The organism is Streptomyces sp. NPDC029169 (assembly GCF_055563935.1).
In genome coordinates this window covers 185,264-210,037 of the sequence record NZ_JBVHXA010000014.1, presented here as the reverse complement: position 1 = coordinate 210,037, position 24,774 = coordinate 185,264, and the positions used below count along the sequence as shown (strand labels likewise).

The window sequence follows — 24,774 nt, the reverse complement described above, 5'->3', positions numbered from 1 at the left end:
CGCCCCCCACAACCTCGAGTAAATCGACACACCCCTCCGCCCACAGGCCTCCCTCCCCCCCCCCTCCCCCCCCCCCCCCCCCCCCCTCCGCCGTTGGCAGGAGCTCACCGTCGTCCACTGGCGGCGCTTCGAGGCCGGCGGGGTGGACTTCCGGGAGCAGCGCCGCGAGCGGGTCCGGGACTTCCTCGCGGCGCCCGGTCTGACCGCCGCCGAGGCCGACGCCTGGTTCGAGCGGTACATCACGCACTACGAAGCGGCCTGGGAGCTCTTCCCCGACGCCGTCCCCGTGCTCGACCTGCTCGCCGGCGAGTACCGCCACGCCGTCCTCTCGAACTCCTCGATCCACAACCAGGACCGCAAGCTGCGCGTCCTCGGCGTGCGGGACCGCTTCGAGGCCGTGGTGTGCGCCGCGGAGCTGGGCGTCGCCAAGCCGGCCGCGGAGGCCTTCCACGCGGCCTGCGCCGCCCTGGGCCTGGCCCCGGCGGCAGTGGCGTACGTCGGCGACCACCCGGACATCGACGCCTCGGGGGCGGACGGGGCGGGCCTCAGGGGCATCTGGCTGGACCGCGCCGACACCGGCGGACGGCCCGAACTCATCCGGATCACCGACCTCCACCAGCTCCCCGGTCTGCTGCGCGGCGATACCCGTTTTGGAGCGCCGGACACCTTCGGGTAGTGTTCTTCCTGCGCCGAGGGGAGCAAGCCGAAAGGCCGAGACCCCCGGAGCAACAACCCGAACAAGATCCCCCTCGACGGGGGTCGCGTTTTGGTGGCCTATGGTGTAATTGGCAGCACGACTGATTCTGGTTCAGTTAGTCTAGGTTCGAGTCCTGGTAGGCCAGCTCGCAGAGCTCATCTGCATCGTATGTGGATCTCATCCACGAAGCCCCCGTTGTGTAGCGGCCTAGCACGCTGCCCTCTCAAGGCAGTAGCGCCGGTTCGAATCCGGTCGGGGGTACAGATCCTTCCCGCGGGATCACCAGGGTCGCACCCGGTGAATCCGATGCAGGATCGCTAGGGCCCCCGTTGTGTAGCGGCCTAGCACGCCGCCCTCTCAAGGCGGTAGCGCCGGTTCGAATCCGGTCGGGGGTACTGGTCTAAACCACCATGGCCTATGGTGTAATTGGCAACACTACGGTTTCTGGTACCGTCATTCTAGGTTCGAGTCCTGGTAGGCCAGCTCGCAGAGCTCATCTGCATCCGCGGGTGTCGTTAAATGTCACAGCATCCGCAAGGCCCCCGTTGTGTAGCGGCCTAGCACGCCGCCCTCTCAAGGCGGTAGCGCCGGTTCGAATCCGGTCGGGGGTACGCATGGAGGAAGCCCTTCCCTTCGGGGGAGGGCTTCTTCGTTGTTCGTGGTCTACGGACACAACTCCGGCCCACCGCTGCGGCGTTGAAGCGGTGGGCCGGATTCGTGCAGAAGGGACGGAGGAGGATCAGCCGTTGCGGCGGAGCGCCTCGGAGAGGCGGGCGGCGGCGTCGATGACCGCCTGGGCGTGCATACGGCCCGGGTGGCGCGTCAGGCGCTCGATCGGCCCGGAGACCGACACGGCGGCCACCACGCGGTTCGAGGGGCCGCGTACGGGCGCGGAGACGGACGCCACGCCCGGTTCCCGCTCACCGATCGACTGGGCCCAGCCACGGCGCCGTACGCCCGACAGAGCCGTCGCCGTGAAGCGGGCGCCCTGAAGACCGCGGTGGAGCCGCTCGGGCTCCTCCCAGGCCATCAGGATCTGCGCCGAGGAGCCGGCCTTCATCGTCAGCGTGGAGCCGACCGGGACGGTGTCCCGAAGGCCGGACAGCCGCTCGGCGGCCGCCACGCAGATACGCATGTCGCCCTGACGCCGGTAGAGCTGCGCGCTCTCGCCGGTGACATCGCGCAGATGCGTCAGTACCGGGCCCGCCGTGGCGAGCAGGCGGTCCTCACCGGCCGCGGCGGCGAGCTCCGCCAGGCGCGGTCCGAGGATGAACCGGCCCTGCATGTCGCGCGCCACCATCCGGTGGTGTTCCAGTGCCACGGCGAGGCGATGTGCCGTGGGTCGTGCGAGTCCCGTCGCCGCGACCAGACCTGCGAGGGTGGCCGGACCGGACTCCAGGGCGCTCAGGACAAGGGCTGCCTTGTCGAGAACGCCCACGCCGCTAGAGTTGTCCATGCAACGATATTCACGTCTCACTCTGTGAAACGCAAGTTCAATTTTCCCGGGATCTTGCGACCCTGGGGAAGCGGCCGCACAACGGCCCGCGAAACGGGTCTCTAGTTGTGCCGGCGATCACGTCGGCCGGAGGGAAAGCGATGGGTAGGACACTCGCGGAGAAGGTCTGGGACGACCACGTCGTCCGGCGCGCCGAGGGCGAGCCCGACCTCCTCTTCATCGATCTGCACCTGCTGCACGAGGTGACCAGCCCCCAGGCGTTCGACGGCCTGCGTCAGAACGGCCGGCAGGTGCGGCGCCTCGACCTCACCATCGCCACCGAGGACCACAACACCCCGACCCTCGACATCGACAAGCCGATCGCCGACCCGGTCTCCCGAGCCCAGTTGGAGACCCTCCGCAAGAACTGTGCCGAGTTCGGCGTACGGCTGCACCCGCTGGGCGACGTCGAGCAGGGCGTCGTCCACGTCGTGGGCCCCCAGCTGGGCCTGACCCAGCCCGGCACCACGGTCGTCTGCGGCGACTCGCACACCTCCACGCACGGCGCCTTCGGCGCGCTGGCGTTCGGCATCGGCACCAGCCAGGTCGAGCACGTGCTCGCCACCCAGACGCTGCCGCTGGCCCGCCCCAAGACCATGGCGATCACGATCGACGGCGAGCTGCCCGAGGACGTCACCGCCAAGGACCTGATCCTGGCGATCATCGCCGAGATCGGCACCGGCGGCGGCCAGGGCTACATCCTGGAGTACCGCGGCTCCGCCATCGAGAAGCTCTCGATGGAGGCCCGGATGACCATCTGCAACATGTCGATCGAGGCCGGTGCCCGCGCGGGCATGATCGCCCCCGATGAGACCACCTTCGCCTATCTGAAGGGCCGCGCCCACGCCCCCGAGGGCGAGGACTGGGACGCCGCCGTCGCGTACTGGAAGACCCTGAAGTCGGACGAGGACGCGGTCTTCGACGCCGAGGTCGTCATCGACGCCGCCTCCCTGGCGCCGTTCGTCACCTGGGGCACCAACCCCGGCCAGGGCGCGCCGCTTTCGTCGAACGTCCCCGACCCGGCTTCGTACGAAGACGCTTCGGAGCGCCTGGCCGCCGAAAAGGCCCTGGAATACATGGGGTTGACCGCCGGGCAGCCGCTGCGCGACATCAAGGTCGACACCGTCTTCGTAGGCTCCTGCACCAACGGCCGCATCGAGGACCTGCGCAACGCCGCCGCCCTCCTGGAGGGCCGCAAGGTCGCCGAGGGCGTCCGGATGCTGGTCGTCCCCGGCTCGGTCCGAGTGGCCCTGCAGGCCGTCGAGGAGGGCCTGGACAAGGTCTTCAAGGAGTCCGGCGCCGAATGGCGGCACGCGGGCTGCTCGATGTGTCTGGGCATGAACCCCGACCAACTGGCGCCCGGTGAGCGCTCCGCGTCCACCTCCAACCGCAACTTCGAGGGCCGGCAGGGCAAGGGCGGCCGGACCCACCTGGTCTCGCCCCAGGTCGCCGCCGCCACCGCCGTACTGGGCCATCTGGCCTCCCCGGCCGATCTGTCCGACGTCGCTACGCCCGCGGGGGTCTGAGGAACCATGGAAGCTTTCACCACGCACACCGGCCGGGCCGTCCCGCTGCGCCGCAGCAACGTCGACACCGACCAGATCATCCCCGCGCACTGGCTGAAGAAGGTCACCCGCGACGGCTTCGAGGACGGGCTCTTCGAGGCCTGGCGCAAGGCCGACGACTTCGTGCTCAACCGCCCCGAGCGGCAGGGCGCCACGGTCCTGGTGGCCGGCCCCGACTTCGGCACCGGCTCCTCCCGTGAGCACGCCGTCTGGGCCCTGCAGAACTACGGCTTCAAGACCGTCATCTCCTCCCGGTTCGCCGACATCTTCCGCGGCAACTCGCTGAAGAACGGTCTGCTGACAGTCGTCCTCGACCAGAAGACCGTGGACGCCCTCTGGGAGCTGACCGAGGCCGACCCGACGGCCGAAATCACGGTTGACTTGGAGCGCCGCAAGGTGCTGGCGGCCGGGATCGACGCCGACTTCGAGCTCGACGAGAACGCCCGCTGGCGTCTGCTGAACGGTCTGGACGACATCAGCCTCACCCTTCAGAACGAAGCCGACATCGCCACCTACGAGGCGGCGAGGCCGGCCTTCAAGCCCCGTACAATTACGGCCTGAGCAGCGCTTTTACACGACTGCGCCCCCCACCTGCCGGTGGGGGGCGCAGTCGCTTGTTGAGACCCCGTCGGGCGACAACTCGCCCTAGATGGCACAATCGGTGCATGGAAGGTGACAGCCAACTCGAGCTCTACGAGGCAGTTGCCGCCCGATTGAAGGAAGCGCACACAAGAGTGCGCGAACTGCAAGTCCCGGAGGGCGTAAGGATGGCGCTGTCCCGGAAGCTGCTGGTCGTCACGGCAGCGGCGAAGCACGATCTCGCGGACGCGGCAGCGCGTCTCGACCGGTTGATGAAGGACCTCGACGAGGGCCGATTCCCTGAAGACGACTGACACCAGGAACTCCGCAACGGGACTTCCACGTTGCGGCACTAGGGTGATTAGCCCGTTTCGTGTTTGATTTGCGGTATATACATGCCTAACGTGCGAAAAAGCTTGAACACTTTCGTTCTGGCAATGTCTCCGAAGGGGAAGACGTGAACAAGGCGCAGCTCGTAGAAGCGATTGCCGACAAGATGGGCGGTCGCCAGCAGGCCGCCGACGCCGTCGACCACGTGCTCGACGCCATCGTGCGTGCCGTGGTCTCCGGGGACCGGGTCTCGGTCACCGGCTTCGGCTCGTTCGAGAAGGTCGACCGTCCGGCCCGCTACGCCCGCAACCCGCAGACGGGTGAGCGCGTGCGGGTCAAGAAGACCTCGGTTCCGCGCTTCCGTGCGGGTCAGGGCTTCAAGGACCTGGTCAGCGGCTCGAAGAAGCTCCCCAAGGGTGGCGAGGTCGCCGTCAAGAAGGCGCCCAAGGGCAGCCTCATGGGCGGTGCGGCCGCCGCGACCGTGAAGAAGGCCGCGGCCAAGAAGGCCGCGCCGGCGAAGAAGGCGGCGGCCAAGAAGGCCGCGCCCGCGAAGAAGGTCACGGCGAAGAAGGTCACCGCGAAGAAGGCGCCCGCGAAGAAGGCGCCCGCCAAGAAGGTCACGGCGGCGGCCAAGAAGGCGGCCCCGGCGAAGAAGGCGGCCGCGGCCAAGAAGGCCGTCGCCAAGAAGACCGCGCCGGCGAAGAAGGCCGTGGCGAAGAAGGCGCCCGCCAAGAAGACGACGGCGCGCAAGACCACCGCCAAGAAGGCCGCCGCGAAGAAGTAGGAGTAAGCGGCACAAGGGCCAAGAGCCACTCACACGCCGGGCCGGGCTCCCCTCGGGGAGGCCGGCCCGCGGCGCGTCCACGCCCTGTTCGGCCCATCCGGCCCGAACGAATCGGTCAGTTCACCGGATCCGCGCCCCGCTCACAGGGTCTGCAGCGTCACCAGCGTGATCCGCAGTCCCGCGCCCCCGGTGTCGGGCTCCGTCTCGATCCGCACCCGCTGCCCAGGACGCAGCAGCCGCAGCCCGCCCGCGTCGAAGGCCTCGGCCCCGAACTCCACCGGGGTGCCGTCGTCGAGCAGCACACTGCCGCTGCGGGTCTCGGGGTCGTACGTGTACGCGGTCGCCTGCATGGTCCGCAGCCTATCCGGCCGCGCGATCACCGGCGGCGCGATCCCAGTGGGTGGCCGTCCGGGGGCCGATCCCCAGCGCCAGCGCCGCCGCCAGATCCTCGCCCGTGTCCACGTCCCGGCGTACGGAATCCACCCCGGCCAGTCTGATTTCCACCGCGCCCGACGACAAATGCCGGCGCCGCGACGCACCCCCGAAAGCAGGTGCCAATTCCACACCCGGCCCTGCCGAGAGGAATGTCGTACCTATTTCGGCGGCATCCGCGAGAAATGTCCGCGGAAATTCCCCGGCCACGGCCAGGACCCGGGCCAGCTCGTCGGGCCGCAACGACGGCAGGTCCGCGTTGAGCGCCGCCACGCGCGCGTGGGGCCTGGCCTCCCGTACCGTCCGCGCCCCGTGCGCCAGCGCCGCGTTGAGTCCGGCGGCCGGGGAGTCCGGCACGATCCGCGCCCCGAGCGCGGCGAGCGCCGCCGCGGCCGCCGGATCGTCCGTGACGACCGCCACATCCCGCACCCGCCCGCACGCCAGCGCCGCGGCGACCGTGTCCTGCGCGAACGCCAGCGCGAGCCGCGGGCGCAAGCCCGCCCCGGCGGCCGCGGCGAGCCTGCTCTTCGCCCGCGCAAGGGGCTTCAGGGGTACGACCAGGGACCAGCCGTCGTCCGGATCGATGTTCATCGCGGCCCATTGTGACCCGACACCACGCCTCCGCGTCCGGCAGAGCGGAGGGCCCGGTGCCCGGCAACGGCGCGAGCGCGAGGCGTACGGTGTCCTCGACAGACCAGGAGCATGGGGCGACACTTGACCCCCTGCACGCCAGTCCCAGAGGAAGGTGCACGAGTGTCCCGCCGCAGAATCGGCTTCTGGTACCGCCTGGCGGCGGTCATCGCCAAACCCCCACTGGTGGTTCTGTTCAAGCGGGACTGGCGCGGAACGGAACACATTCCGGCGGACGGCGGATTCATCACCGCCGTCAATCACAACTCGTATCTGGACCCGCTGTCCTACGCGCATTTCCAGTACAACACCGGACGTGTTCCGCGTTTCCTCGCCAAGGCCGGCCTCTTCAAGGGCTCGTTCGTCGGCACCATGCTGCGCGGCACCGGACAGATCCCCGTCTACCGCGAGACGACCAACGCCCTGGACGCCTTCCGGGCCGCCGTCGAGGCCATCGAGCGCGGCGAGTGCGTCGCCTTCTACCCCGAGGGCACCCTCACCCGCGACCCCGCGATGTGGCCCATGGCCGGCAAGACCGGCGCCGCCCGCGTCGCGCTGCTCACCAAGGCGCCGGTCATCCCGGTCGCCCAGTGGGGTGCCAACCTCGCGATGCCGCCGTACGCCAAGGAGAACAAGCTCAGCCTGTTCCCGCGCAAGACGCTCATCGTGCAGGCCGGTCCGCCCGTCGACCTCTCCCGCTTCTACGACCAGGAGCCGACGCCCGACGTGCTCCGCGAGGCGACCGAGGTCATCATGGCCGCGATCACCGCGCTCCTGGAGGAGGTCCGCGGCGAGAAGGCGCCGGCCGAGCCGTACGACCACCGCAAGGCCCGGCTGGAACAGCGGCGCAAGGCCGCCGGGGAGGGTACGAAGTGACCAAGGCAGCCGTATTCGGAACCGGGTCCTGGGGCACCGCCTTCAGCATGGTGCTCGCCGACGCGGGCTGCGAGGTGACCCTCTGGGGCCGCCGCGCCGAGCTCGTCGAGGCCATCAACACCACCCGTACCAACCCCGACTACCTCCCGGGCATCGAACTCCCGGCGAACGTCAGGGCCACCACGGACCCCGGCGAGGCCGCCCACGAGGCCGACTTCACCGTCCTCGTCGTCCCCTCGCAGACCCTGCGCGCCAACCTCGCCGAGTGGACCCCCAAGCTGGCCCCCGACACCGTCCTCGTCTCCCTGATGAAGGGCGTCGAACTCGGCACCGCCGAGCGGATGAGCGAGGTCATCATCGAGGTCGCCGACGTGCCCGCCGAGCGCGTGGCCGTCCTGACCGGACCCAACCTGGCCCTGGAGATCGCCGCCCGGCAGCCGGCCGCCGCCGTCGTTGCCTGTGTGGACGAGACGGTCGCGCAGCGGTTCCAGGCCGCCTGCATGACCCCGTACTTCCGCCCGTACACCAACACCGACGTGGTGGGCTGCGAGCTCGGCGGCGCGGTCAAGAACGTCATCGGGCTCGCCGTCGGCATCGCCAACGGCATGGGGCTCGGCGACAACTCCAAGGCCACGCTCATCACCCGCGGCCTCGCCGAGACCACCCGGCTCGGCCTCGCCATGGGCGCCGACCCGCTGACCTTCTCCGGTCTCGCCGGCCTCGGCGACCTGGTGGCCACCTGCTCCTCGCCGCTCTCCCGGAACAACACCTTCGGCACCAACCTGGGCCGCGGGATGACCCTGGAGGAGACCATCGCGGCGACCAAGCAGACCGCGGAGGGCGTCAAGTCCTGCGAGTCCGTGCTCGATCTGGCCCGCCGCCACGGTGTCGACATGCCGATCACCGAGACGGTCGTCTCGATCGTCCACGAGGGCAAGCCGCCGATCGTCGCCCTCAAGGAGCTGATGTCGCGCAGCGCCAAGCCCGAGCGCGGCTGACGGACGCCACGGGGACCCGCATCAGGCCCGACGCGCGCGGCGGGCCGGGGCTCTTAAGCGCATCGAACACGCAAGGTACGCTCATCGCGTTATGAGCGAGAACACCCAGAGCCCCCGCAAGCCGCGCGTGGCCGTCGTCTTCGGCGGACGCAGCTCCGAGCACGCCATCTCCGTCGTCACGGCCGGCGCCGTCCTGCGCGCCATCGACCGGACCAAGTACGACGTGCTGCCCATCGGCATCACGACGGACGGGCGCTGGGCGCTGACCGCCGACGCCCCGGAGCGGATGGCCATCGCCGACCGCGCGCTGCCGAACGTCGCCGACCTCACCGAGTCCGAGCAGGGCGGCGTCGTCCTCTCCGTCGACCCGGCCAACCGCGAGGTCGTGTACACCGAGCCCGGCTCCGTGCCCAAGGCCCTCGGCGAGGTCGACGTCGTCTTCCCGATGCTCCACGGCCCGTACGGCGAGGACGGCACCCTCCAGGGCCTCCTGGAGCTCTCCGGCGTCCCCTACGTCGGCGCGGGCGTCCTCGCCTCCGCCGTCGGCCAGGACAAGGAGTACATGAAGCGGGTGTTCACCTCCTTCGGGCTGCCCGTCGGGCCGTACGAGGTCATCCGGCCGCGTGAGTGGGAGCAGAACCCCGCGGCAGCGCGCAAGAAGATCGTCGAGTTCGCCGCCGAGCACGGCTGGCCGCTCTTCGTGAAGCCCGCGCGCGGCGGCTCCTCCATGGGCATCACCAAGGTCGACGACCTCTCCGGCCTGGACGAGGCCATCGAGGAGGCCCGCCGCCACGACCCCAAGATCCTCGTCGAGTCGCTGCTGCGCGGCCGCGAGATCGAGTGCGGCGTCCTGGAGTTCGAGGACGGCCCGCGCGCCAGCGTGCCCGCCGAGATCCCGCCGGTCACCGACCACGACTTCTACGACTTCGAGGCCAAGTACATCGACTCGGCCTCCGGGATCGTCCCCGCGCCGATCGGCGACGAGGCCACCGCCGAGGTCCAGCGGCTCGCCGTCGCCGCGTACGAGGCCGTCTCCTGCGAGGGCCTGGTCCGCGCCGACTTCTTCCTCACCGAGGACGGCGAGTTCGTGATCAACGAGATCAACACCATGCCCGGCTTCACCCCGATCTCGATGTACCCGCGCATGTGGCAGGAGAGCGGCGTCAGCTACCCCGAGCTGGTCGACCGGCTGATCCAGGCCGCGCTGACCCGCTCCACGGGCCTGCGCTAGGGCACGGGCCTAGTCACATTCCGGCTCAAGTGCGCAGGGAACGGCCTTTTCCACGGGGGCGGCGAGATCCACGAGCGGACCGACGTCATGGACGTACCGTTCGGCAAGGCTCACCTCGACGTACGTCTCGCGGTACACCGAGGTGAACCGGGGTCCGTCGCCCTCCCGCTGCTCCAGCATCCAGCGCACGCCGTCCACCGAGACGCCCTGCGCCTGCGGATCGGACATCCTTTCGGGCCGGGGGACCCCGCAGCGCAGTACGATCGCCGCATCCCCCCACCCGGCGGTCAGCTCGGAGTCCGGCTCAGGATCGTTCCGTTCCAGCCCCGCCACGGTGTCGGGAAGCTCCTTCGCCAGAGCCTGGCAGAAGGCCGCTTCCGCGGCCGGCGGGCTGGGAACCGGGACCGGCGCCTTCGCGTCCGTGGAGGAGCAGCCCGCGGCGGCCAGCAGCACGGCTGCGACGGCGGCGGGCAGACCGAAGGGCCGGTGGGAAGACATCACCGGCCAAGGGTAGACGGGGGCTACAGATGCACGACCGGGCAGGTGAGGGTCCGCGTGATGCCGTCCACTTGCTGGACCTTGGCGACCACCATGCGGCCCAGCGCGTCGACCGTGTCGGCCTGGGCGCGGACGATGACGTCGTACGGGCCCGTCACGTCTTCCGCCTGGATCACTCCTGGAATCTTGGAGATGGTCTCGGCGACGGTCGACGCCTTGCCCACCTCGGTCTGGATGAGGATGTACGCCTGTACCACGGAACCTCCAGGGCGGCCACGAGGATCTTGTGGGAGAAAGAGACGCCACGGTACCGCGTCGCCGCGGGCCGCGGGGAGACCTGCGCGCCCCGAGGCGCCCACAGTGTGGCGTAGGCAAGACAGCAGTTGACGTTCCAGACGGTCAATTTGACGGTACCGCACGACAACACGAGGTGAGACGCGGTGAAGGGCACAGTAGGAGAGCTGGGGGAGTTCGGGCTCATCAGGGAGCTCACCTCCCGGCTCACCTCCACCCCGGCGGTACGGATCGGCCCCGGCGACGACGCCGCGGTCGTCTCCGCACCCGACCGGCGCGTGGTGGTCAGTACGGACGTCCTGCTCGAAGGACGTCACTTCCGCCGCGACTGGTCGACGGCGTACGACGTCGGCCGCAAGGCCGCCGCGCAGAACCTCGCCGACATCGCCGCGATGGGCGCCGTCCCCACCGCACTGCTCCTCGGCCTGGTCGTCCCGGCCGAACTCCCGGTCACCTGGCCCACCGAGCTCATGGACGGCCTGCGGGACGAGTGCCAGGTCGCGGGCGCGGCCGTCGTGGGCGGCGACGTCGTCCGCGGCGACACCATCACCGTCGCCATCACCGCCCTCGGCGATCTGCGCAACCACGACCCGGTGACCCGGGGCGGCGCCCAGCCCGGCGACGTCGTCGCGTACACCGGCTGGCTCGGCTGGTCCGCCGCCGGCTACGCGGTCCTCTCCCGAGGCTTCCGCTCCCCGCGCGCCTTCGTCGAGGCCCACCGGCGGCCCGAACCGCCGTACCACGCGGGTCCCGCGGCCGCCGGGCTCGGCGCCACCGCCATGTGCGACGTCAGCGACGGACTCATCGCCGACCTCGGCCACATCGCCGAGGCCAGCAAGGTCCGCATCGACCTGCGCTCCGGGCTCATCGACATCCCGACCCAGATGAACGACATCGGCCAGGCCGTCGGCGTGGACCCGCTGCAGTGGGTGCTCACCGGGGGAGAGGACCACGCCATCGTCGCCACCTTCCCGCCGGACGTGAAGCTGCCGGCCCGCTGGAAGGTCATCGGCGAGGTCCTGAACCCCTCAGCGCTGCCGCAGGTGACCGTGGACGGGGCGCCCTGGCACACCAAGGGCGGCTGGGACCACTTCGGAGGCCACCAGTGAGCCCGCCTCTGGCCCTCACGGTCGCCGGATCCGACTCCGGCGGCGGCGCGGGCATCCAGGCCGACCTCAAGACGATGCTCGCCCTCGGCGTCCACGGCATGAGCGTGATCACCGCCGTCACCGCGCAGAACTCGCTGGGCGTGCGGGGTGCCTGGGAACTCCCCGAGGAAGCCGTACGGGCCCAGTACCGCGCCGTCGTCGACGACATCGGCGTGCAGGCCGTGAAGACCGGCATGCTGGCGTCGGCGCGGCTGGTGGAGACGGTGGCGGAGCTCCTTGCCGGCACGGACGCGCCCGTCGTGGTCGACCCGGTCGGGGTATCCAAGCACGGCGACCCGCTGCTCGCGGCCTCGGCGCTGGATTCCGTACGGACGAAGCTGCTGCCCGTCGCCACGGTCGCGACCCCGAATCTGGACGAGGTCGCACAGCTCACCGGCGTACGGGTGCGTTCAGAGGCCGACCTACGGGAGGCCGCGGCGGCGATCCTGTCGTACGGGCCGCGCTGGGCGCTCATCAAGGGCGGGCACCTCGACGGGGACGCCGTCGACCTGCTGACCGACGGCAGCGAGGAGCACTGGCTGCGGGCGCCGCGCCACGACAACCGGCACACGCACGGCACGGGCTGCACGCTCGCCTCGGCGGTGGCGTCGGGCCTCGCGAAGGGGCTGGCCGTGCCGGAGGCGGTGCGGGAGGCGAAGGCGTACGTGACGGGGGCGATCGCGGCCGGCTTCGCGCTGGGGTCGGGGATCGGCCCGGTGGACCACGGCTGGCGGCTGCGACGCTAAAGACGTCCGGGCATGGCAAAAGGCCGGTTCACCGAGGTGAACCGGCCTTTCAAGGCAACCGCAGGGGCTGCGCTACGACGAGTCGGCGTTAGCGCGAGACCTTGCCGGCCTTGATGCACGAGGTGCAGACGTTGAGCCGCTTCGGCGTCCGACCGACCACGGCACGCACACGCTGGATGTTCGGGTTCCAGCGACGGGGCGTACGGCGGTGCGAGTGCGAAATGTTGTTGCCGAAGCCCGGCCCCTTGCCGCAGACGTCGCAGTTGGCAGCCACGGGTCACTCCAAAGACTTCAGATTTACAGTGAAACCGGCGCACCGGAATCAGAGTTCTGAAGTGGCTTGCCGGGGGAATGGCCCGACTCTCGCCGGGCAACCGAAGCAGCATACAACGGCTGCTCCCGTAGAACGAAACTACCACGACCGCCGCGGCCCCCGCCCCGGCCCCAGGTCACGACCGGGTCTACCCTGCGGTGAGTTCGCCGCAGAAGCCGCCCAGCAGGAGGTTCACCCGTTGCCGCAGCCCCCGCAGACCCTCGACGCCGCAACGGTCCGGTCCTGGTGCGTACGGGCGCTGGAGGCGCTCGGCCGGGAGCGCGAGGAGATCGACGCGATCAACGTCTATCCGATCGCCGACGGGGACACCGGCACCAACCTCTACCTGACGGTGGAGTCCGCCGCCCAGGCGGTCGAGGCGGTCTTCGCGGCGGACGAACCCGACGCGGCCGACGCCGTACGCGCCATGGCGCACGGCGCCCTGATCGGGGCACGGGGAAACTCCGGGACGATCCTCTCGCAGCTGCTGCTCGGCATGGCGTCCGTGCTCGCCGACGGGCGTGACGGTGATCACCTCGCCCGCTCCCTGGCGGCGGCCTCCCGCGCGGCCCGGGAGGCCGTGGCGCACCCGGTCGAAGGAACGATCCTGACCGTGGCCGGGGCGGCGGCCGAGGCCTGCGGCGGTGGCGGAGACCTCGTGACGGTGGCCAGGGAGGCGTACGAGGGGGCCAGGACGGCCCTTGAGGCGACCCCCGGGCAACTGGCAGTCCTTGAGCGTGCGGGCGTCGTGGACGCCGGCGGACGGGGTCTGGTGGCGGTCCTCGGCGCGCTGGTGGAGGCGGTTTCGGGCGAGGCGCAGGTGCGGCCGCGGGTCGCGATGGTTCCTGTGCTCGCGGTCGAGGACTGCACCCCCGAGGGCGGACCGGCCTTCGAGGTGATCTACCTCCTGGAGGCGGAGGACGCCTCCGTGGAGCGGCTGCGCGCCCGGCTGGACGCGATGGGCGACTCGCTGGTCGTGGTCGGCGGGGACGGGCTGTGGAACGTGCACGTCCATGTCGACGACGCGGGGGCGGCGGTGGAGGCGGGCGTGGAGGCGGGACGTCCGTACCGGATCCGTATCACGCACTTCGCCGGCGTCTCGGAGGTACGGGAACGGCTGCAGCGCGCCGTCGTGGCGGTCGTACCGGGGGAGGGGCTCGCGGGCCTGTGCGCTGAGGCGGGCGCGACGACCGTGCTGGCCAGGCCGGGGGAGCCGCCGGCCAGCGGGGAGCTGGTCGACGCGATCCGGCGGGCCCACGCGCGCGAGGTCGTGCTGCTGCCCAACGACAGCGACCTGCGGCACACGGCGGGCGCGGCGGCCGAGCAGGCCCGCGCGGAGGGCATCCGGGTCGCCCTGATCCCGACCCGGGCGGCCGTCCAGGGCATCGCGGCGCTCGCGGTGCACGAGCCGGACCGGCGCTTCGACGAGGACGTGGTGGCGATGACGGCGGCGGCGGGGGCGACCCGGTACGCCGAACTCGCCGTCGCCGAACGCCAGTCCTTCACGTCGGCCGGCGTCTGCCAGGAAGGGGACGTCCTCGGCCTGATCGAGGGCGACGTCGCGGTCATCGGCCAGGACCTGACGACGACGGCCCGCACGGTCCTGGACCGGATGCTCTCTGCGGGCGGCGAACTGGTGACCCTGATCGTCTCGGACGAGACACCGGAATCGCTGGCGGCCGCCCTGGAACGCCACGTCCGCGAGACGTACCTGGCAGTGGACACGACGACCTACCACGCGGGCTCGGGCGCCCCGGCGCTCCTGATCGGCGTGGAGTAGCCACTCCGGGGGGCCGGTGGAGGTCACGGCGCCGACGTGAGCAGGAGATATCCACAGCCTGCGAGACGGGTGTCAGTCCGGTGGTGTGCAATGGAACGCGTGCCAGTGCTCGACGAACCCCTGAAGAACCTCCTCGGCGCCGCCACCGCGAAGGTGATGGCCGAGCAGCTCGACCTGCGTACGGTCGGGGACCTCCTCCACCACTACCCCCGGCGGTACGCCGAGCGCGGCGAGCTCACCGCCCTCGCCGACCTGCCGCTCGACGAGCACGTCACGGTGGTCGCGCAGGTGGCCGACGCACGCGTGCTGACCTTCAACAGGGGTGGCCGGGGCAAGGGCCAGCGCCTCGAGGTCACCATCACCGACGGCAGCGGCCGGATGCAGCTCGTCTTCTTCGGCCGGGCCGTCCACTTCCACCAGAAGGAGCTGCTGCCGGGCCGCCGCGGCATGTTCGCCGGCAAGGTCGGCGTCTTCAACCGCAAGCTCCAGCTCGCCCACCCCGAGTACAAACTCCTGGACGCCGACAGCAGCGACGAGACGGTCAGGGCGTTCGCGAACGAACTGCTGCCGATCTACCCCGCCTGCAAGCAGCTGGAGTCCTGGACCATCGAGCAGTCCGTCTCCATCGCCCTGGACTCCCTGGCCGCCACCGGCTGGGCCGGGCTCGCCGACCCGCTGCCGCCCGCCCTGCGCGAGGGCCGCGGCCTCGCCGAGCTGCCCGAGGCGCTCCAGAAGGTCCACCGGCCCCGTACGAAGGCCGACATCGAGGACGCCCGGCAGCGGCTCAAGTGGGACGAGGCCTTCGTCCTCCAGGTCGCCCTCGCCCGCCGCCGGTACGCCGACACCCAACTGCCCGCCGTCGCCCGCACCCCCACCCCCGGCGGCCTCCTCGACACCTTCGACGCCAAGCTGCCGTTCACGCTCACCGACGGTCAGAAGAAGGTCTCCAAGGAGATCTTCGACGACCTCGCCACCGAACACCCCATGCACCGCCTCCTCCAGGGCGAGGTCGGATCCGGGAAGACGATGGTGGCCCTGCGGGCCATGCTCGCCGTCGTCGACGCCGGGGGACAGGCCGCGATGCTCGCGCCGACCGAGGTCCTCGCCCAGCAGCACCACCGTTCGGTCACCGAGATGATGGGCGAGCTCGCCGAGGGCGGGATGCTCGGCGGGGCCGAGCAGGCCACCAAGGTCGTGCTGCTCACCGGGTCCATGGGCGCCGCCGCCCGCAGGCAGGCCCTGCTCGACCTGGTCACCGGCGAGGCCGGGATCGTCATCGGCACGCACGCGCTGATCGAGGACAAGGTGCAGTTCCACGACCTCGGCCTGGTCGTCGTCGACGAGCAGCACCGCTTCGGCGTGGAGCAGCGCGACGCCCTCCGGGGCAAGGGCAAGCAGCCCCCGCACCTGCTGGTCATGACCGCCACGCCGATCCCGCGCACGGTCGCCATGACCGTCTTCGGCGACCTGGAGACCTCCGTCCTGGACCAGCTGCCCGCCGGACGCTCCCCGATCGCCAGCCATGTCGTCCCCGCCGCCGACAAGCCGCACTTCCTCACGCGCGCGTGGGAGCGGGTGCGCGAGGAGGTGGAGAACGGCCACCAGGCGTACGTCGTCTGCCCGCGCATCGGCGACGACGAGGACGAGAACGGCAAGGGCACGAAGAAGAAGCCGTCCCCCGAGGACGAGGCCGAGAAGCGTCCGCCGCTCGCCGTGGTGGAGATCGCCGAGCAGCTCACCAAGGGCCCGCTCGCCGGGCTCCGCGTCGAGATCCTGCACGGCCGGATGCACCCGGACGACAAGGACGACGTCATGCGCCGCTTCGCCGCCGGCGAGGTGGACGTCCTGGTCGCCACCACCGTCATCGAGGTCGGCGTCAACGTCCCGAACGCCACCGCGATGGTGATCATGGACGCCGACCGTTTCGGTGTCTCCCAGCTCCACCAGCTCCGCGGCCGCGTCGGCCGGGGCTCCGCCCCCGGCCTCTGCCTCCTCGTCACCGAGATGCCCGAGGCAAGCCCGGCCCGGCAGCGCCTCGCCGCCGTCGCCTCCACCCTCGACGGCTTCGAGCTCTCCCGTATCGACCTGGAGCAGCGCCGCGAGGGCGACGTCCTCGGCCAGGCCCAGTCCGGCGTCCGCTCCTCGCTCCGGATGCTCACCGTCATCGACGACGAGGAGGTCATCGCCGCCGCCCGCGAGGAGGCCACCGCCGTCGTCCTCGCCGACCCCGACCTCACCGACCACCCAGAGCTGCGCACCGCCCTGGACGCACTCCTGGACAAGGAACGGGAGGAGTTCCTGGAGAAGGGGTGACCTCCGCAGACGTCCGCGGGGCCGACCCGTTTCGGCGGCTGCCGCCATAAGCTGTCCATGCGTACGCAATGGCTTATGGATGACGAGGACCCCAGATGACCCGCGTGATCGCCGGTACCGCCGGCGGACGCCGACTGGCCGTGCCGCCCGGCAACGGCACCCGCCCGACCTCCGACCGGGCGCGCGAGGGCCTCTTCTCCACCTGGGAGTCGTTCCACGGCCTCGCGGGGGCACGCGTCGCCGACCTGTACGCGGGCTCCGGCGCCGTCGGCCTGGAGGCGCTGTCCCGGGGCGCGTCCCACGCCCTGCTCGTCGAGGCGGACGCCCGCGCGGCGAAGACGGTACGGGAGAACATCCGCGCCCTCGCCCTCCCCGGCGCCGAGCTGCGCTCCGGCAAGGCCGAGCAGATCGTGACGGGCCCCGCCCCGGCGGAGCCGTACGACCTGGTCTTTCTGGACCCGCCGTACGCCGTCTCGGACGACGATCTTCGCGAGATCCTCCTCACACTCCGCTCCGGGGGCTGGATCGCGGAGGATGCCCTCGTCACCGTGGAGCGCAGCACCCGAGGCGGGGAATTCGGCTGGCCGGCCGGTTTCGAGCCACTGCGGTCCCGTCGCTACGGCGAGGGAACGTTTTGGTACGGTCGCGCCGCCTCTACGTGCGAAGACGCACCATGACCGGACCGGAGAGCGAGGGACTCAAGTTGCGCCGCGCCGTCTGTCCGGGGTCATTCGACCCCATCACCAACGGACATCTCGACATCATCGCCCGCGCCTCCAAGCTGTACGACGTCGTACACGTCGCGGTGATGATCAACCAGTCCAAGAAGGGGCTGTTCACCGTCGAGGAGCGGATCGAGCTGATCCGCGAGGTCACCGCCGACTTCGGCAACGTCGAGGTCGAGTCCTTCCACGGCCTGCTCGTGGACTTCTGCAAGCAGCGCGACATCCCCGCGATCGTCAAGGGCCTGCGCGCGGTCAGCGACTTCGACTACGAGCTGCAGATGGCGCAGATGAACAACGGGCTCTCCGGCGTCGAGACCCTGTTCGTCCCCACCAACCCCACCTACAGCTTCCTGTCGTCCTCCCTGGTCAAGGAGGTCGCCGCGTGGGGCGGCGACGTCTCCCACCTGGTCCCGCCGGCCGTCCTCGGCCGGCTCACCGAGCGCCTCGCCGAGCGGCGAAGCCAGCAGTGACCCCGAGCGACCGTTCCTGACGGTCCGTCACCCGGTGTCGTACGGGGGACGACTGGCCGTACAGTCGTCCCGTCCGTCTCCATCCAGCTGTAGAGAGTGGCGAGCACCCGGTGGACGTGCAGAAGAAGCTCGACGAGATCGTCTCCACGATCGCGAACGCCCGCTCCATGCCCATGTCGGCGTCCTGCGTGGTCAACCGCGCCGAGCTGCTCGCCATGCTCGAAGAGGTACGGGAGGCCCTGCCGGGCTCCCTGGCCCAGGCCCAGCAGCTCCTCGGCGGGCGCGAGCAGATGGTCGAGCAGGCCCGCCAGGAGGCCGAGCGGATCATCGAGGCCGCCCACGCCGAGCGCGGCTCGCTGATCTCCGACACCCAGGTCGCCCGCCAGTCCCAGGACGAGGCGGACCGGATCCTCTCCGAGGCCCGCCGGGAGGCCGAGGAGATCCGCGCCGAGGCCGACGAGTACGTCGACTCCAAGCTCGCCAACTTCGAGGTCGTCCTCAACAAGACCATCGGCTCCGTCGACCGCGGCCGCGAGAAGCTCCTCGGCCGCGGCCCCGGCCTGGACGAGCAGGGATACATCGACCCCGCAGAGGATGACGCCCCCGAGTACAGCGCGGACCCGCAGACCCTGATCCACCGGGCCGACGAGTATGTCGACGCCAAGCTCGGCGCCTTCGAGGCCGTCCTGTCCAAGACCCTGGAGGCCGTCGGCCGCGGCCGGCAGAAACTGCACGGGCGGATCGCCACGGACGAGCTCGGCGCGCACATGGCCGCCCAGGACGCGGCGGGCAACGCCGTGCACACCAGCGACGCGGACTACCTGGCGGGGCTGGCGGAGCTGGCCGACCCGGAGCCGGTGCCGGTACAGGTCCAGATCCCGGCCCAGCAGCAGCCCGACCCGTACGGGTACCAGCAGCCGCAGGAGTACGCCTACCAGCAGGACCCGTACGCGTACCAGCAGCAGCCCGACCCGTACGCGTACCAGCAGCCCCAGCAGCCCGACCCGTACGGCTACCAGCAGCAGATGCACCAGCCGCAGGCCGCCGCGCTCGACGAGACCAGCTTCTTCGACACGAGCATGATCGACCTGGAGCAGCTGCGGCAGTACGAGCAGGGCCAGGGGCACGGTCAGGGGCACGGCCAGGGGCACTGAGCCCGGCGCCACGGGCCGGATTGGGCCCTGAGCGAAGCGTCCAGTATCCTGGCTCTTCGGTCGCGCGTATGCCCGCGATCCATGCTGCCCGCTTCGTCTCTCGATTCGAACACGGCAGCTCCCTCACGAACCGAAAGCAGGAAGAGCCCTGAGCACGCGCCTCGACCACCGCAACCCCCTCGTGTTCGACACGCACGAGCTGGGACGGCGTCCTGGTGCGCTCCAGAGGGTCTCCCGCTCGGTCACGGCCCCCAAGGACTTCGGTGTCGAAGGGGTCGTCGGTGTGCCGGAAGGCGCGCCCGTGGAAATCGATCTCCGTCTTGAGTCGGTCATGGAAGGGGTGCTTGTCACAGGCACCGCCCGTGCATCGGCCGAGGGGGAGTGCGTAAGGTGTCTGGAGCCCGTCGAGCTGGAGCTCGATGTGGACTTCCAGGAGATGTTCTCGTACCCCGACTCCGACGACCGGGGCCGCTCGAAGGCGGCCGCGGACGACGAAGCCGAGGAGAGCGAGGACATGATCCCCCTCGAGGACGGCATGTTCGACCTCGAACCCGTGCTGCGTGATGCGGTGGTGCTCGCACTGCCGATGCAGCCGGTGTGCCGGGAGGACTGTGCGGGTCTGTGTTCCGAATGCGGAATCAACCTGAACGACAACCCGGACCACCACCACGATGCCGTCGACATGCGTTGGGCGGCACTGCAGGGACTCGCCGGTTCGCTGGGAACCGATGAGAAGGACAACATGAGCGGCGCCGAAGCTGGCGTCGACGAGAAGCAGGAGAAGTAGCCGTGGCTGTTCCGAAGCGGAAGATGTCGCGCAGCAACACGCGCCACCGCCGGTCGCAGTGGAAGGCTGCGGTCCCCACCCTGGTTTCGTGTGAGCGTTGCCAGGAGCCGAAGCAGCAGCACATCGCGTGCCCGAGCTGCGGCACCTACAACAAGCGCCAGGTCCTCTCGGTCTGAGTGGCTGGTGAGAGGCGCAATGTCTGAGTCCGACAAGACGGACAATGCCTCGTCCCACACGCTTCTGGAAGGGCGGCTCGGGTATCAGCTCGAGTCCGCCCTTCTGGTGCGTGCGCTGACGCACCGTTCGTACGCGTACGAGAACGGCGGCCTGCCCACCAACGAGCGTCTCGAGTTCCTCGGGGACTCCGTGCTCGGTCTGGTGGTCACGGACACGCTGTACCGCACCCACCCCGACCTGCCCGAAGGCCAGCTGGCCAAGTTGCGGGCCGCGGTGGTCAACTCGCGTGCGCTGGCGGAGGTCGGTCGCGGCCTCGAACTCGGTTCCTTCATCCGCCTCGGCCGGGGCGAAGAGGGCACGGGTGGCCGGGACAAGGCGTCCATCCTCGCCGACACCCTTGAAGCGGTGATCGGTGCGGTCTATCTCGACCAGGGCCTCGACGCGGCCTCGGAGCTGGTGCACCGGCTCTTCGACCCGCTGATCGAGAAGTCCTCGAACCTCGGTGCAGGCCTGGACTGGAAGACCAGCCTCCAGGAGCTGACCGCGGCCGAGGGACTGGGTGTTCCGGAGTACCTCGTCACGGAGACGGGCCCGGACCACGAGAAGACCTTCACTGCTGCCGCCCGCGTCGGTGGTGTCTCGTACGGCACCGGCACCGGCCGCAGCAAGAAGGAAGCGGAGCAGCAGGCGGCGGAGTCCGCATGGCGCGCGATTCGCGCGGCGGCGGACGAACGCGCGGCGGCGGCGAAGGCCGCGGCCGAGGCGGGCGCCACCGCCCCCACCGGCGAGCACCCGGAGAGCGACGGCTCTCCGACGCCCGCGGGCGAGCCTTCTGCCTGACCTTCGTCTTCCAACGACCCGGGCCGGGACCCCTCAGGGGCCCCGGCCCGGGTCGTTTCTCACGCGAGGGCCGGGACCGGGGCGGCTTCGCCCCACCGCTCGGCCGACCCGGCGCCGCGCCGTCGTCCACCCCGGCCGTCGTCGGCCGGCGCCCGGCCGGTTCCGGCCCGGAGGCGCTCGGCCGACTCCATGCCCGCCGGCCGATTCGTGCCCGCCGCCAACCGACTTCGTGCCCGCCGCCGGCCGCTCCGGCGCCGGTGGGCGCCCGGATTCGGCCCTGCAGCCCCGCCCCCCGGCGCCGGCCCCCGCCGCCGGCCCCCGCCGCCGGCCGCCCCGGCGCCGGCGGGCGCCCGGGCTCGGCCCTGCAGCCCCGCCCCCCGGCGCCGGCCCCCGCCGCCGGCCGCTCCCGCGCCGGCCGCTCCCGCGCCGGCGGGTGCTGCGGGTTCGGACCTGCAGGCCCGCCCCCGCGCCGGGGGTAGGCACCCGGGCAGTAGGCTTCGGGGAGCGTTTCCGTAGCCCCTCCGGAGGAGTCCCGTGCCCGAGTTGCCCGAGGTCGAGGTCGTGCGGCGCGGGCTTGAGCGCTGGGTCGGCGGACGGACCGTGGGCGAGGTCGAGGTGCTGCACCCCCGGGCGGTCCGCAGGCACCCGGGCGGCGGTGCGGACTTCGCCGCCCGCCTCAAGGGCCACCGCCTCGGGATCGCGCGACGGCGCGGCAAGTACCTCTGGATCCCGCTGGCGGACTCCGAGGAGTCCGTCCTCGGCCACCTGGGGATGAGCGGGCAGCTGCTCGTGCAGCCCGAGGACGCCCCGGACGAGAAGCACCTGCGGATCCGCGTCCGCTTCGAGGACGCACTCGGCACCGAGCTGCGCTTCGTCGACCAGCGCACCTTCGGCGGTCTCTCGCTCCACGACAACACGCCCGACGGGCTGCCCGACGTCATCGCGCACATCGCCCGCGACCCGCTGGACCCGGAGTTCGACGACGCCGCCTTCCAGACGGCGCTGCGCCTGCGCCGTACGACGATCAAGCGGGCGCTGCTCGACCAGACGCTGATCAGCGGCGTCGGCAACATCTACGCGGACGAGGCGCTCTGGCGCGCCAAGCTGCACTACGAACGCCCGACCGCCACGCTCACCCGGCCCCGCTCGGCCGAACTCCTCGGCCATGTACGGGACGTCATGAACGAGGCCCTCGCCGCCGGCGGGACCAGCTTCGACAGTCTGTACGTCAACGTGAACGGCGAGTCGGGCTACTTCGACCGGTCGCTCGACGCGTACGGACGTGAGGACGAGCCGTGCCGCCGCTGCGGCACGCCGATGCGCCGACGCCCCTGGATGAACCGGTCGAGCTACTTCTGCCCCCGCTGCCAGCGCCCGCCCCGCGCTACGGCGTGACGGCTCCGCGCTACGGCGTGACCGCCCCGCGCGCCGCGTCGTACCGCTCGCGCGCCGACAGGACCTGCGGCATTCGGCCCTCGACCAGCTCGATCAGCCCGACCAGCCGCTCGGCGACCTCGCGGCCCAGCGGGGTGAGCGTGTAGTCCACCCGGGGCGGGTTCGTCGGCTGGGCCTTGCGGTGCACGAGTCCGTCGCGCTCCAGGGCGTGCAGGGTCTGCGACAGCATCTTCTCGCTGACCCCGTCGACCCGGCGCCGCAGCTCGTTGAAGCGGAACGACCCCTCGTGGAGCGCGCAGAGGGTGAGGCCGCCCCACCGCCCGGTCACATGCTCCAGCGTGACGCGCGACTGGCAGGCCCGGGCGAACACGTCGAAGGCGAGGTCGTCGGTCATGCTGTCACGGTACTCCGGCACCGTACTCCGGCACAGCGCTCACCAGCGGTTAGTGCGGACTCGGGCCACGCCCGGGGTTCGGAACCCGGGGTTCAGAACCCGAAGTCCTGCGTCCACCACGGGCCGCCGTCGGCGAAGTGCACACCGACGCCGAGCGTCGTGTAGTCGCAGTTCAGGATGTTCGCGCGGTGGCCGTCGCTGGTCATCCAGGACTCCATCACGGCAGCCGCGTCCGCCTGGCCGCGGGCTATGTTCTCGCCGCCCATGCCGGTGATGCCCGCCTGACGGGCACGCTCCCACGGGGTGTCGCCGTCCGGGTCCGTGTGGTCGAAGAAGCCGCGCACCGCCATGTCCTTGCTGAACGCGCCCGCCAGCGCCGCGAGAGCGGAGTCCGAGCGCACCGCGGAGCAGCCCACCTTGGCCCGCTCCTCGTTGACCAGCCGGACGACCTCCGCCTCGGCGGCCTGGTCGCGGCTGAGGGTCGGTGCCACAGGTGCCACAGGTGCCACAGGTGCCACAGGCGTCACAGGCGTCACCGGAACCACCGGCGCCTTGGTGCGGGGCGCGGGCTTCACGGTCGTCGGGGCCGGCTTCGGCTTGGCCGTCTTCGACGGCTGGGCGGCCGGCTTCGTCGGCGACGGCGAGGCGCTCGTCTTCGACGGCTTCGGCGAGGGGGTCGCGGTGGGGGAGGCGGAGGCCTTGGCGCTCGGCGACTGGCTCGTCGGGGTCGCGGTGGCGCCGCCCTGGGTCGTCAGCTGCGGGGCCTGCCGTGAAAGGCTCTGCTCCTTGCCGGAGCCCGCGCTGCCCACGGTGTACGTGTCACCGCCGGGCAGCAGGCCCGAGGCGACGGCGATCGCGCCGACGGCGACCGCGGCGGAGGCACCGAGCAGTCCGGTGCGCACGGGCGCGCCGCGCCTCTTGCGATGGCGTCCCATCTGCCCTGCCTTCCTGACGTCCTGTGCTGTCGTCTTTGCTGATCTTTGCTTCCGCGAGACGCACCCGAACGGGTGAGGCTCATTCGGTCGGGACTGTACGCCATGACGGATGGGGCTGACGTGCCCCTTGGGTAATTGGCCCGTTAGCGTGCAGCCATGAACGAAGACGTACGGCTCACCGCCTGGGTGCGCGGCCGAGTACAGGGAGTGGGCTTCCGTTGGTTCACCAGGGCAAACGCACTGGAAATCGGCGGTCTGGTCGGCTTCGCCGTCAACCTCGACGACGGGCGGGTGCAGGTCGTGGCTGAGGGGCCGAGTGAGAATTGCCACCGTCTGCTGGAGTGGCTGCGCTCCGACGACACTCCCGGGCGCGTCGACGGAGTCACTGAGATCTGGGGCACGCCGCGCGGCGGCTACGACAGCTTCGCGATCCGCTGACGATCAACGCGACGGCGCTCCGCCCGATGGCCCGCACGGCCCTCGGGCGGACGTTCGGAGAAGGGTCGCCGAAGCGGAAATGGCCTGATGGTTGCCAAGAGGGGCTTGCGATGCCAGGCTGCGCGAGGAAGGATGATCGCTACGCCCCTGAGGCACCGAGTTGCGAGTCGCCGCCGCCTGTTCCGCGGCCGCAGACCCCCGGTTGCCCCTTGATACGGGGCGTGATCGTGTTGACCGTCAAACTTTTTGGTGAGACTCTGGAAGCCCCGCGCACCTTAGCTGTTTGGCAGTAAGAACCGGCACGACATGAAGCTGCCGAGCACCGCGGGTGCGAAATCCCTCACGACCCACACCGCTTCGGTCGGTCACTCAGTGTGGAGGACCATCCATCATGGCAAAGGCGCTTCTCGGTTACGTCGGCGGCTCCGACCCGCGACTCCTCGCCGAGATGCGACGGCTTCAGCAGCGCGTCCAGGACCTGGAGTCCGAGCTTGTACGGATCCAGTCGGAGAACGACGCGCTCAACGCTGCCGCCGCTCAGCATGGCGAGTCGCTGCTTGACAGCATCGACCTCGACGTTCCCAAGGCGGAGCCTGCGCTCACCTGACGGTCGGCACCATGACAGTCAGCCCCGACAGTCAGCCCCGTGCCGGGGCAAGGTGAGAAACACTCTCGCTGGCACAGCTAGATATGCAAGGGACGCTCAGGCGTCCCTTCTTTCTTGAGTCCCCCATGTCCCACCCTTCCTTA

Annotated in this window: 28 protein-coding genes, 5 tRNA genes and 1 pseudogene; 26 read left to right on the top strand and 8 right to left on the bottom strand. The window is 70.8% G+C overall.

What is annotated here, in order from left to right; all coding sequences use genetic code 11:
- Positions 1 to 85 precede the first annotated feature (85 nt).
- The 6 genes and pseudogenes from ACZ4VI_RS25075 to ACZ4VI_RS25050 form a co-directional block, all read left to right on the top strand.
- Positions 86 to 676 (top strand): annotated as a pseudogene (locus tag ACZ4VI_RS25075) (HAD family hydrolase); the annotation flags it as partial.
- 94 nt (positions 677 to 770) lie between these two features.
- Positions 771 to 842: transfer RNA gene (locus tag ACZ4VI_RS25070), tRNA-Gln, on the top strand.
- Positions 843 to 885: 43 nt separating this feature from the next.
- Positions 886 to 958: transfer RNA gene (locus ACZ4VI_RS25065), tRNA-Glu, on the top strand.
- Positions 959 to 1,019: 61 nt separating this feature from the next.
- Positions 1,020 to 1,092: transfer RNA gene (locus tag ACZ4VI_RS25060), tRNA-Glu, on the top strand.
- A gap of 16 nt (positions 1,093 to 1,108) precedes the next feature.
- Positions 1,109 to 1,180 (top strand) — tRNA-Gln (locus tag ACZ4VI_RS25055).
- 55 nt (positions 1,181 to 1,235) lie between these two features.
- Positions 1,236 to 1,308 (top strand) — tRNA-Glu (locus ACZ4VI_RS25050).
- Positions 1,309 to 1,436: 128 nt separating this feature from the next.
- Here the strand turns inward: ACZ4VI_RS25050 and ndgR are convergent.
- The gene (ndgR, locus tag ACZ4VI_RS25045; protein ID WP_005311436.1) at positions 1,437 to 2,153 is read right to left on the bottom strand and encodes an IclR family transcriptional regulator NdgR; all 717 of its coding nucleotides are present in this window, start codon (positions 2,151 to 2,153) and stop codon (positions 1,437 to 1,439) included.
- Between the two features lie 140 nt (positions 2,154 to 2,293).
- Here ndgR and leuC point away from each other — a divergent pair, with 140 nt between their 5' ends.
- The 4 genes from leuC (at position 2,294) to ACZ4VI_RS25025 (ending at position 5,450) form a co-directional block, all read left to right on the top strand.
- On the top strand, positions 2,294 to 3,718 hold the full coding sequence (leuC, locus tag ACZ4VI_RS25040; RefSeq protein ID WP_468002578.1) for a 3-isopropylmalate dehydratase large subunit: 1,425 nt from the start codon (positions 2,294 to 2,296) through the stop codon (positions 3,716 to 3,718).
- A gap of 6 nt (positions 3,719 to 3,724) precedes the next feature.
- Entirely contained in the window at positions 3,725 to 4,318 is a 594-nt protein-coding gene (leuD, locus tag ACZ4VI_RS25035) for a 3-isopropylmalate dehydratase small subunit (protein WP_468002576.1), read from the top strand.
- A gap of 104 nt (positions 4,319 to 4,422) precedes the next feature.
- Entirely contained in the window at positions 4,423 to 4,650 is a 228-nt protein-coding gene (locus ACZ4VI_RS25030; protein ID WP_468002575.1) for an SCO5555 family protein, read from the top strand.
- 143 nt (positions 4,651 to 4,793) lie between these two features.
- Complete coding sequence (locus tag ACZ4VI_RS25025; protein WP_468002573.1) at positions 4,794 to 5,450, top strand: HU family DNA-binding protein; 657 nt, start codon at positions 4,794 to 4,796, stop codon at positions 5,448 to 5,450.
- Positions 5,451 to 5,590: 140 nt separating this feature from the next.
- Here ACZ4VI_RS25025 and ACZ4VI_RS25020 read toward each other — a convergent pair whose 3' ends face one another.
- Together ACZ4VI_RS25020 and cofC are read right to left on the bottom strand one after the other, a co-directional pair.
- Positions 5,591 to 5,800 (bottom strand): hypothetical protein, encoded by a 210-nt coding sequence (locus tag ACZ4VI_RS25020; protein ID WP_468002571.1) that lies wholly within the window; start codon positions 5,798 to 5,800, stop codon positions 5,591 to 5,593.
- Positions 5,801 to 5,810: 10 nt separating this feature from the next.
- Complete coding sequence (gene cofC / locus ACZ4VI_RS25015) at positions 5,811 to 6,473, bottom strand: 2-phospho-L-lactate guanylyltransferase (RefSeq protein ID WP_468002569.1); 663 nt, start codon at positions 6,471 to 6,473, stop codon at positions 5,811 to 5,813.
- 162 nt (positions 6,474 to 6,635) lie between these two features.
- Here cofC and ACZ4VI_RS25010 point away from each other — a divergent pair, with 162 nt between their 5' ends.
- From ACZ4VI_RS25010 to ACZ4VI_RS25000, 3 genes are all read left to right on the top strand, one after another.
- A complete protein-coding gene (locus tag ACZ4VI_RS25010; RefSeq protein WP_468002567.1) occupies positions 6,636 to 7,388 on the top strand; it encodes a lysophospholipid acyltransferase family protein in 753 nt (250 codons plus the stop codon).
- A complete protein-coding gene (locus ACZ4VI_RS25005) occupies positions 7,385 to 8,386 on the top strand; it encodes an NAD(P)H-dependent glycerol-3-phosphate dehydrogenase (protein WP_468002565.1) in 1,002 nt (333 codons plus the stop codon). Before ACZ4VI_RS25010 ends, ACZ4VI_RS25005 begins: the two co-directional genes overlap by 4 nt.
- 91 nt (positions 8,387 to 8,477) lie before the next feature.
- A complete protein-coding gene (locus ACZ4VI_RS25000; RefSeq protein WP_468002563.1) occupies positions 8,478 to 9,617 on the top strand; it encodes a D-alanine--D-alanine ligase family protein in 1,140 nt (379 codons plus the stop codon).
- 9 nt (positions 9,618 to 9,626) lie between these two features.
- Here ACZ4VI_RS25000 and ACZ4VI_RS24995 read toward each other — a convergent pair whose 3' ends face one another.
- Positions 9,627 to 10,115 carry a DUF3515 domain-containing protein gene (locus ACZ4VI_RS24995; RefSeq protein ID WP_468002611.1) on the bottom strand — a complete coding sequence of 163 codons (489 nt, stop codon included), beginning with the start codon at positions 10,113 to 10,115 and terminating at the stop codon, positions 9,627 to 9,629.
- Between the two features lie 23 nt (positions 10,116 to 10,138).
- A complete protein-coding gene (locus tag ACZ4VI_RS24990) occupies positions 10,139 to 10,372 on the bottom strand; it encodes an Lrp/AsnC family transcriptional regulator (RefSeq protein ID WP_103548548.1) in 234 nt (77 codons plus the stop codon).
- 183 nt (positions 10,373 to 10,555) lie between these two features.
- On the opposite strand from ACZ4VI_RS24990, the gene ACZ4VI_RS24985 reads away from it, so the two are divergent.
- Positions 10,556 to 11,518: a thiamine-phosphate kinase gene (locus ACZ4VI_RS24985; RefSeq protein WP_468002561.1), complete on the top strand. Its 963-nt coding sequence runs from the start codon at positions 10,556 to 10,558 to the stop codon at positions 11,516 to 11,518.
- Positions 11,491 to 12,303 carry a bifunctional hydroxymethylpyrimidine kinase/phosphomethylpyrimidine kinase gene (gene thiD / locus ACZ4VI_RS24980; RefSeq protein ID WP_468002609.1) on the top strand — a complete coding sequence of 271 codons (813 nt, stop codon included), beginning with the start codon at positions 11,491 to 11,493 and terminating at the stop codon, positions 12,301 to 12,303. The genes ACZ4VI_RS24985 and thiD overlap by 28 nt, the downstream gene beginning before the upstream one ends.
- Positions 12,304 to 12,391: 88 nt before the next feature.
- Here the strand turns inward: thiD and rpmB are convergent, their stop codons facing one another.
- Positions 12,392 to 12,577 carry a 50S ribosomal protein L28 gene (gene rpmB / locus ACZ4VI_RS24975; protein ID WP_015036441.1) on the bottom strand — a complete coding sequence of 62 codons (186 nt, stop codon included), beginning with the start codon at positions 12,575 to 12,577 and terminating at the stop codon, positions 12,392 to 12,394.
- A gap of 238 nt (positions 12,578 to 12,815) precedes the next feature.
- Here rpmB and ACZ4VI_RS24970 point away from each other — a divergent pair, with 238 nt between their 5' ends.
- From ACZ4VI_RS24970 to mutM, 9 genes are all read left to right on the top strand, one after another.
- The gene (locus ACZ4VI_RS24970) at positions 12,816 to 14,396 is read left to right on the top strand and encodes a DAK2 domain-containing protein (RefSeq protein WP_468002559.1); all 1,581 of its coding nucleotides are present in this window, start codon (positions 12,816 to 12,818) and stop codon (positions 14,394 to 14,396) included.
- Positions 14,397 to 14,486: 90 nt separating this feature from the next.
- On the top strand, positions 14,487 to 16,709 hold the full coding sequence (gene recG / locus ACZ4VI_RS24965) for an ATP-dependent DNA helicase RecG (RefSeq protein ID WP_468002558.1): 2,223 nt from the start codon (positions 14,487 to 14,489) through the stop codon (positions 16,707 to 16,709).
- A 95-nt stretch (positions 16,710 to 16,804) separates the two neighbouring features.
- Positions 16,805 to 17,386 (top strand): 16S rRNA (guanine(966)-N(2))-methyltransferase RsmD, encoded by a 582-nt coding sequence (gene rsmD / locus ACZ4VI_RS24960; RefSeq protein WP_468002556.1) that lies wholly within the window; start codon positions 16,805 to 16,807, stop codon positions 17,384 to 17,386.
- 26 nt (positions 17,387 to 17,412) lie between these two features.
- On the top strand, positions 17,413 to 17,904 hold the full coding sequence (gene coaD / locus ACZ4VI_RS24955; protein WP_468002607.1) for a pantetheine-phosphate adenylyltransferase: 492 nt from the start codon (positions 17,413 to 17,415) through the stop codon (positions 17,902 to 17,904).
- Positions 17,905 to 18,014: 110 nt separating this feature from the next.
- A complete protein-coding gene (locus ACZ4VI_RS24950) occupies positions 18,015 to 19,058 on the top strand; it encodes an ATP synthase F0 subunit B (protein ID WP_468002554.1) in 1,044 nt (347 codons plus the stop codon).
- Between the two features lie 103 nt (positions 19,059 to 19,161).
- Positions 19,162 to 19,845 carry a YceD family protein gene (locus ACZ4VI_RS24945; protein ID WP_468002605.1) on the top strand — a complete coding sequence of 228 codons (684 nt, stop codon included), beginning with the start codon at positions 19,162 to 19,164 and terminating at the stop codon, positions 19,843 to 19,845.
- A 2-nt stretch (positions 19,846 to 19,847) separates the two neighbouring features.
- On the top strand, positions 19,848 to 20,021 hold the full coding sequence (gene rpmF / locus ACZ4VI_RS24940; protein ID WP_030496967.1) for a 50S ribosomal protein L32: 174 nt from the start codon (positions 19,848 to 19,850) through the stop codon (positions 20,019 to 20,021).
- A gap of 19 nt (positions 20,022 to 20,040) precedes the next feature.
- Positions 20,041 to 20,862 (top strand): ribonuclease III, encoded by an 822-nt coding sequence (gene rnc, locus ACZ4VI_RS24935; RefSeq protein ID WP_468002553.1) that lies wholly within the window; start codon positions 20,041 to 20,043, stop codon positions 20,860 to 20,862.
- A gap of 534 nt (positions 20,863 to 21,396) precedes the next feature.
- Entirely contained in the window at positions 21,397 to 22,257 is an 861-nt protein-coding gene (gene mutM / locus ACZ4VI_RS24930; protein WP_468002551.1) for a bifunctional DNA-formamidopyrimidine glycosylase/DNA-(apurinic or apyrimidinic site) lyase, read from the top strand.
- Positions 22,258 to 22,267: 10 nt separating this feature from the next.
- On the opposite strand, the gene ACZ4VI_RS24925 is transcribed toward mutM, so the two are convergent.
- Both ACZ4VI_RS24925 and ACZ4VI_RS24920 read right to left on the bottom strand, forming a co-directional pair.
- On the bottom strand, positions 22,268 to 22,651 hold the full coding sequence (locus ACZ4VI_RS24925; protein WP_468002549.1) for a winged helix-turn-helix transcriptional regulator: 384 nt from the start codon (positions 22,649 to 22,651) through the stop codon (positions 22,268 to 22,270).
- Positions 22,652 to 22,743: 92 nt separating this feature from the next.
- Positions 22,744 to 23,586, bottom strand: a complete 843-nt coding sequence (locus ACZ4VI_RS24920; RefSeq protein ID WP_468002547.1) for a CAP domain-containing protein — start codon at positions 23,584 to 23,586, stop codon at positions 22,744 to 22,746.
- Positions 23,587 to 23,742: 156 nt separating this feature from the next.
- On the opposite strand from ACZ4VI_RS24920, the gene ACZ4VI_RS24915 reads away from it, so the two are divergent.
- Positions 23,743 to 24,024 (top strand): acylphosphatase, encoded by a 282-nt coding sequence (locus ACZ4VI_RS24915; RefSeq protein WP_468002545.1) that lies wholly within the window; start codon positions 23,743 to 23,745, stop codon positions 24,022 to 24,024.
- A 391-nt stretch (positions 24,025 to 24,415) separates the two neighbouring features.
- On the top strand, positions 24,416 to 24,631 hold the full coding sequence (locus ACZ4VI_RS24910; protein ID WP_352190317.1) for a hypothetical protein: 216 nt from the start codon (positions 24,416 to 24,418) through the stop codon (positions 24,629 to 24,631).
- The last annotated feature ends 143 nt before the right edge of the window (positions 24,632 to 24,774 follow it).

What these genes read in the sequence shown, in the direction of transcription:
- rsmD (WP_468002556.1), top strand. Translation starts at nt 16,805, where the DNA reads ATGACCCGCGTGATCGCCGGTACCGCCGGCGGACGCCGACTGGCCGTG.
- rnc (WP_468002553.1), top strand. Translation starts at nt 20,041, where the DNA reads ATGTCTGAGTCCGACAAGACGGACAATGCCTCGTCCCACACGCTTCTG.
- ACZ4VI_RS24915 (WP_468002545.1), top strand. Translation starts at nt 23,743, where the DNA reads ATGAACGAAGACGTACGGCTCACCGCCTGGGTGCGCGGCCGAGTACAG.
- leuC (WP_468002578.1), top strand. Translation starts at nt 2,294, where the DNA reads ATGGGTAGGACACTCGCGGAGAAGGTCTGGGACGACCACGTCGTCCGG.
- ACZ4VI_RS25000 (WP_468002563.1), top strand. Translation starts at nt 8,478, where the DNA reads ATGAGCGAGAACACCCAGAGCCCCCGCAAGCCGCGCGTGGCCGTCGTC.
- ACZ4VI_RS25030 (WP_468002575.1), top strand. Translation starts at nt 4,423, where the DNA reads ATGGAAGGTGACAGCCAACTCGAGCTCTACGAGGCAGTTGCCGCCCGA.
- leuD (WP_468002576.1), top strand. Translation starts at nt 3,725, where the DNA reads ATGGAAGCTTTCACCACGCACACCGGCCGGGCCGTCCCGCTGCGCCGC.
- ACZ4VI_RS24920 (WP_468002547.1), bottom strand. Translation starts at nt 23,586, where the DNA reads ATGGGACGCCATCGCAAGAGGCGCGGCGCGCCCGTGCGCACCGGACTG.
- ACZ4VI_RS24910 (WP_352190317.1), top strand. Translation starts at nt 24,416, where the DNA reads ATGGCAAAGGCGCTTCTCGGTTACGTCGGCGGCTCCGACCCGCGACTC.
- ACZ4VI_RS25020 (WP_468002571.1), bottom strand. Translation starts at nt 5,800, where the DNA reads ATGCAGGCGACCGCGTACACGTACGACCCCGAGACCCGCAGCGGCAGT.
- ndgR (WP_005311436.1), bottom strand. Translation starts at nt 2,153, where the DNA reads ATGGACAACTCTAGCGGCGTGGGCGTTCTCGACAAGGCAGCCCTTGTC.
- recG (WP_468002558.1), top strand. Translation starts at nt 14,487, where the DNA reads ATGGAACGCGTGCCAGTGCTCGACGAACCCCTGAAGAACCTCCTCGGC.
- ACZ4VI_RS24925 (WP_468002549.1), bottom strand. Translation starts at nt 22,651, where the DNA reads ATGACCGACGACCTCGCCTTCGACGTGTTCGCCCGGGCCTGCCAGTCG.
- ACZ4VI_RS24995 (WP_468002611.1), bottom strand. Translation starts at nt 10,115, where the DNA reads ATGTCTTCCCACCGGCCCTTCGGTCTGCCCGCCGCCGTCGCAGCCGTG.
- cofC (WP_468002569.1), bottom strand. Translation starts at nt 6,473, where the DNA reads ATGAACATCGATCCGGACGACGGCTGGTCCCTGGTCGTACCCCTGAAG.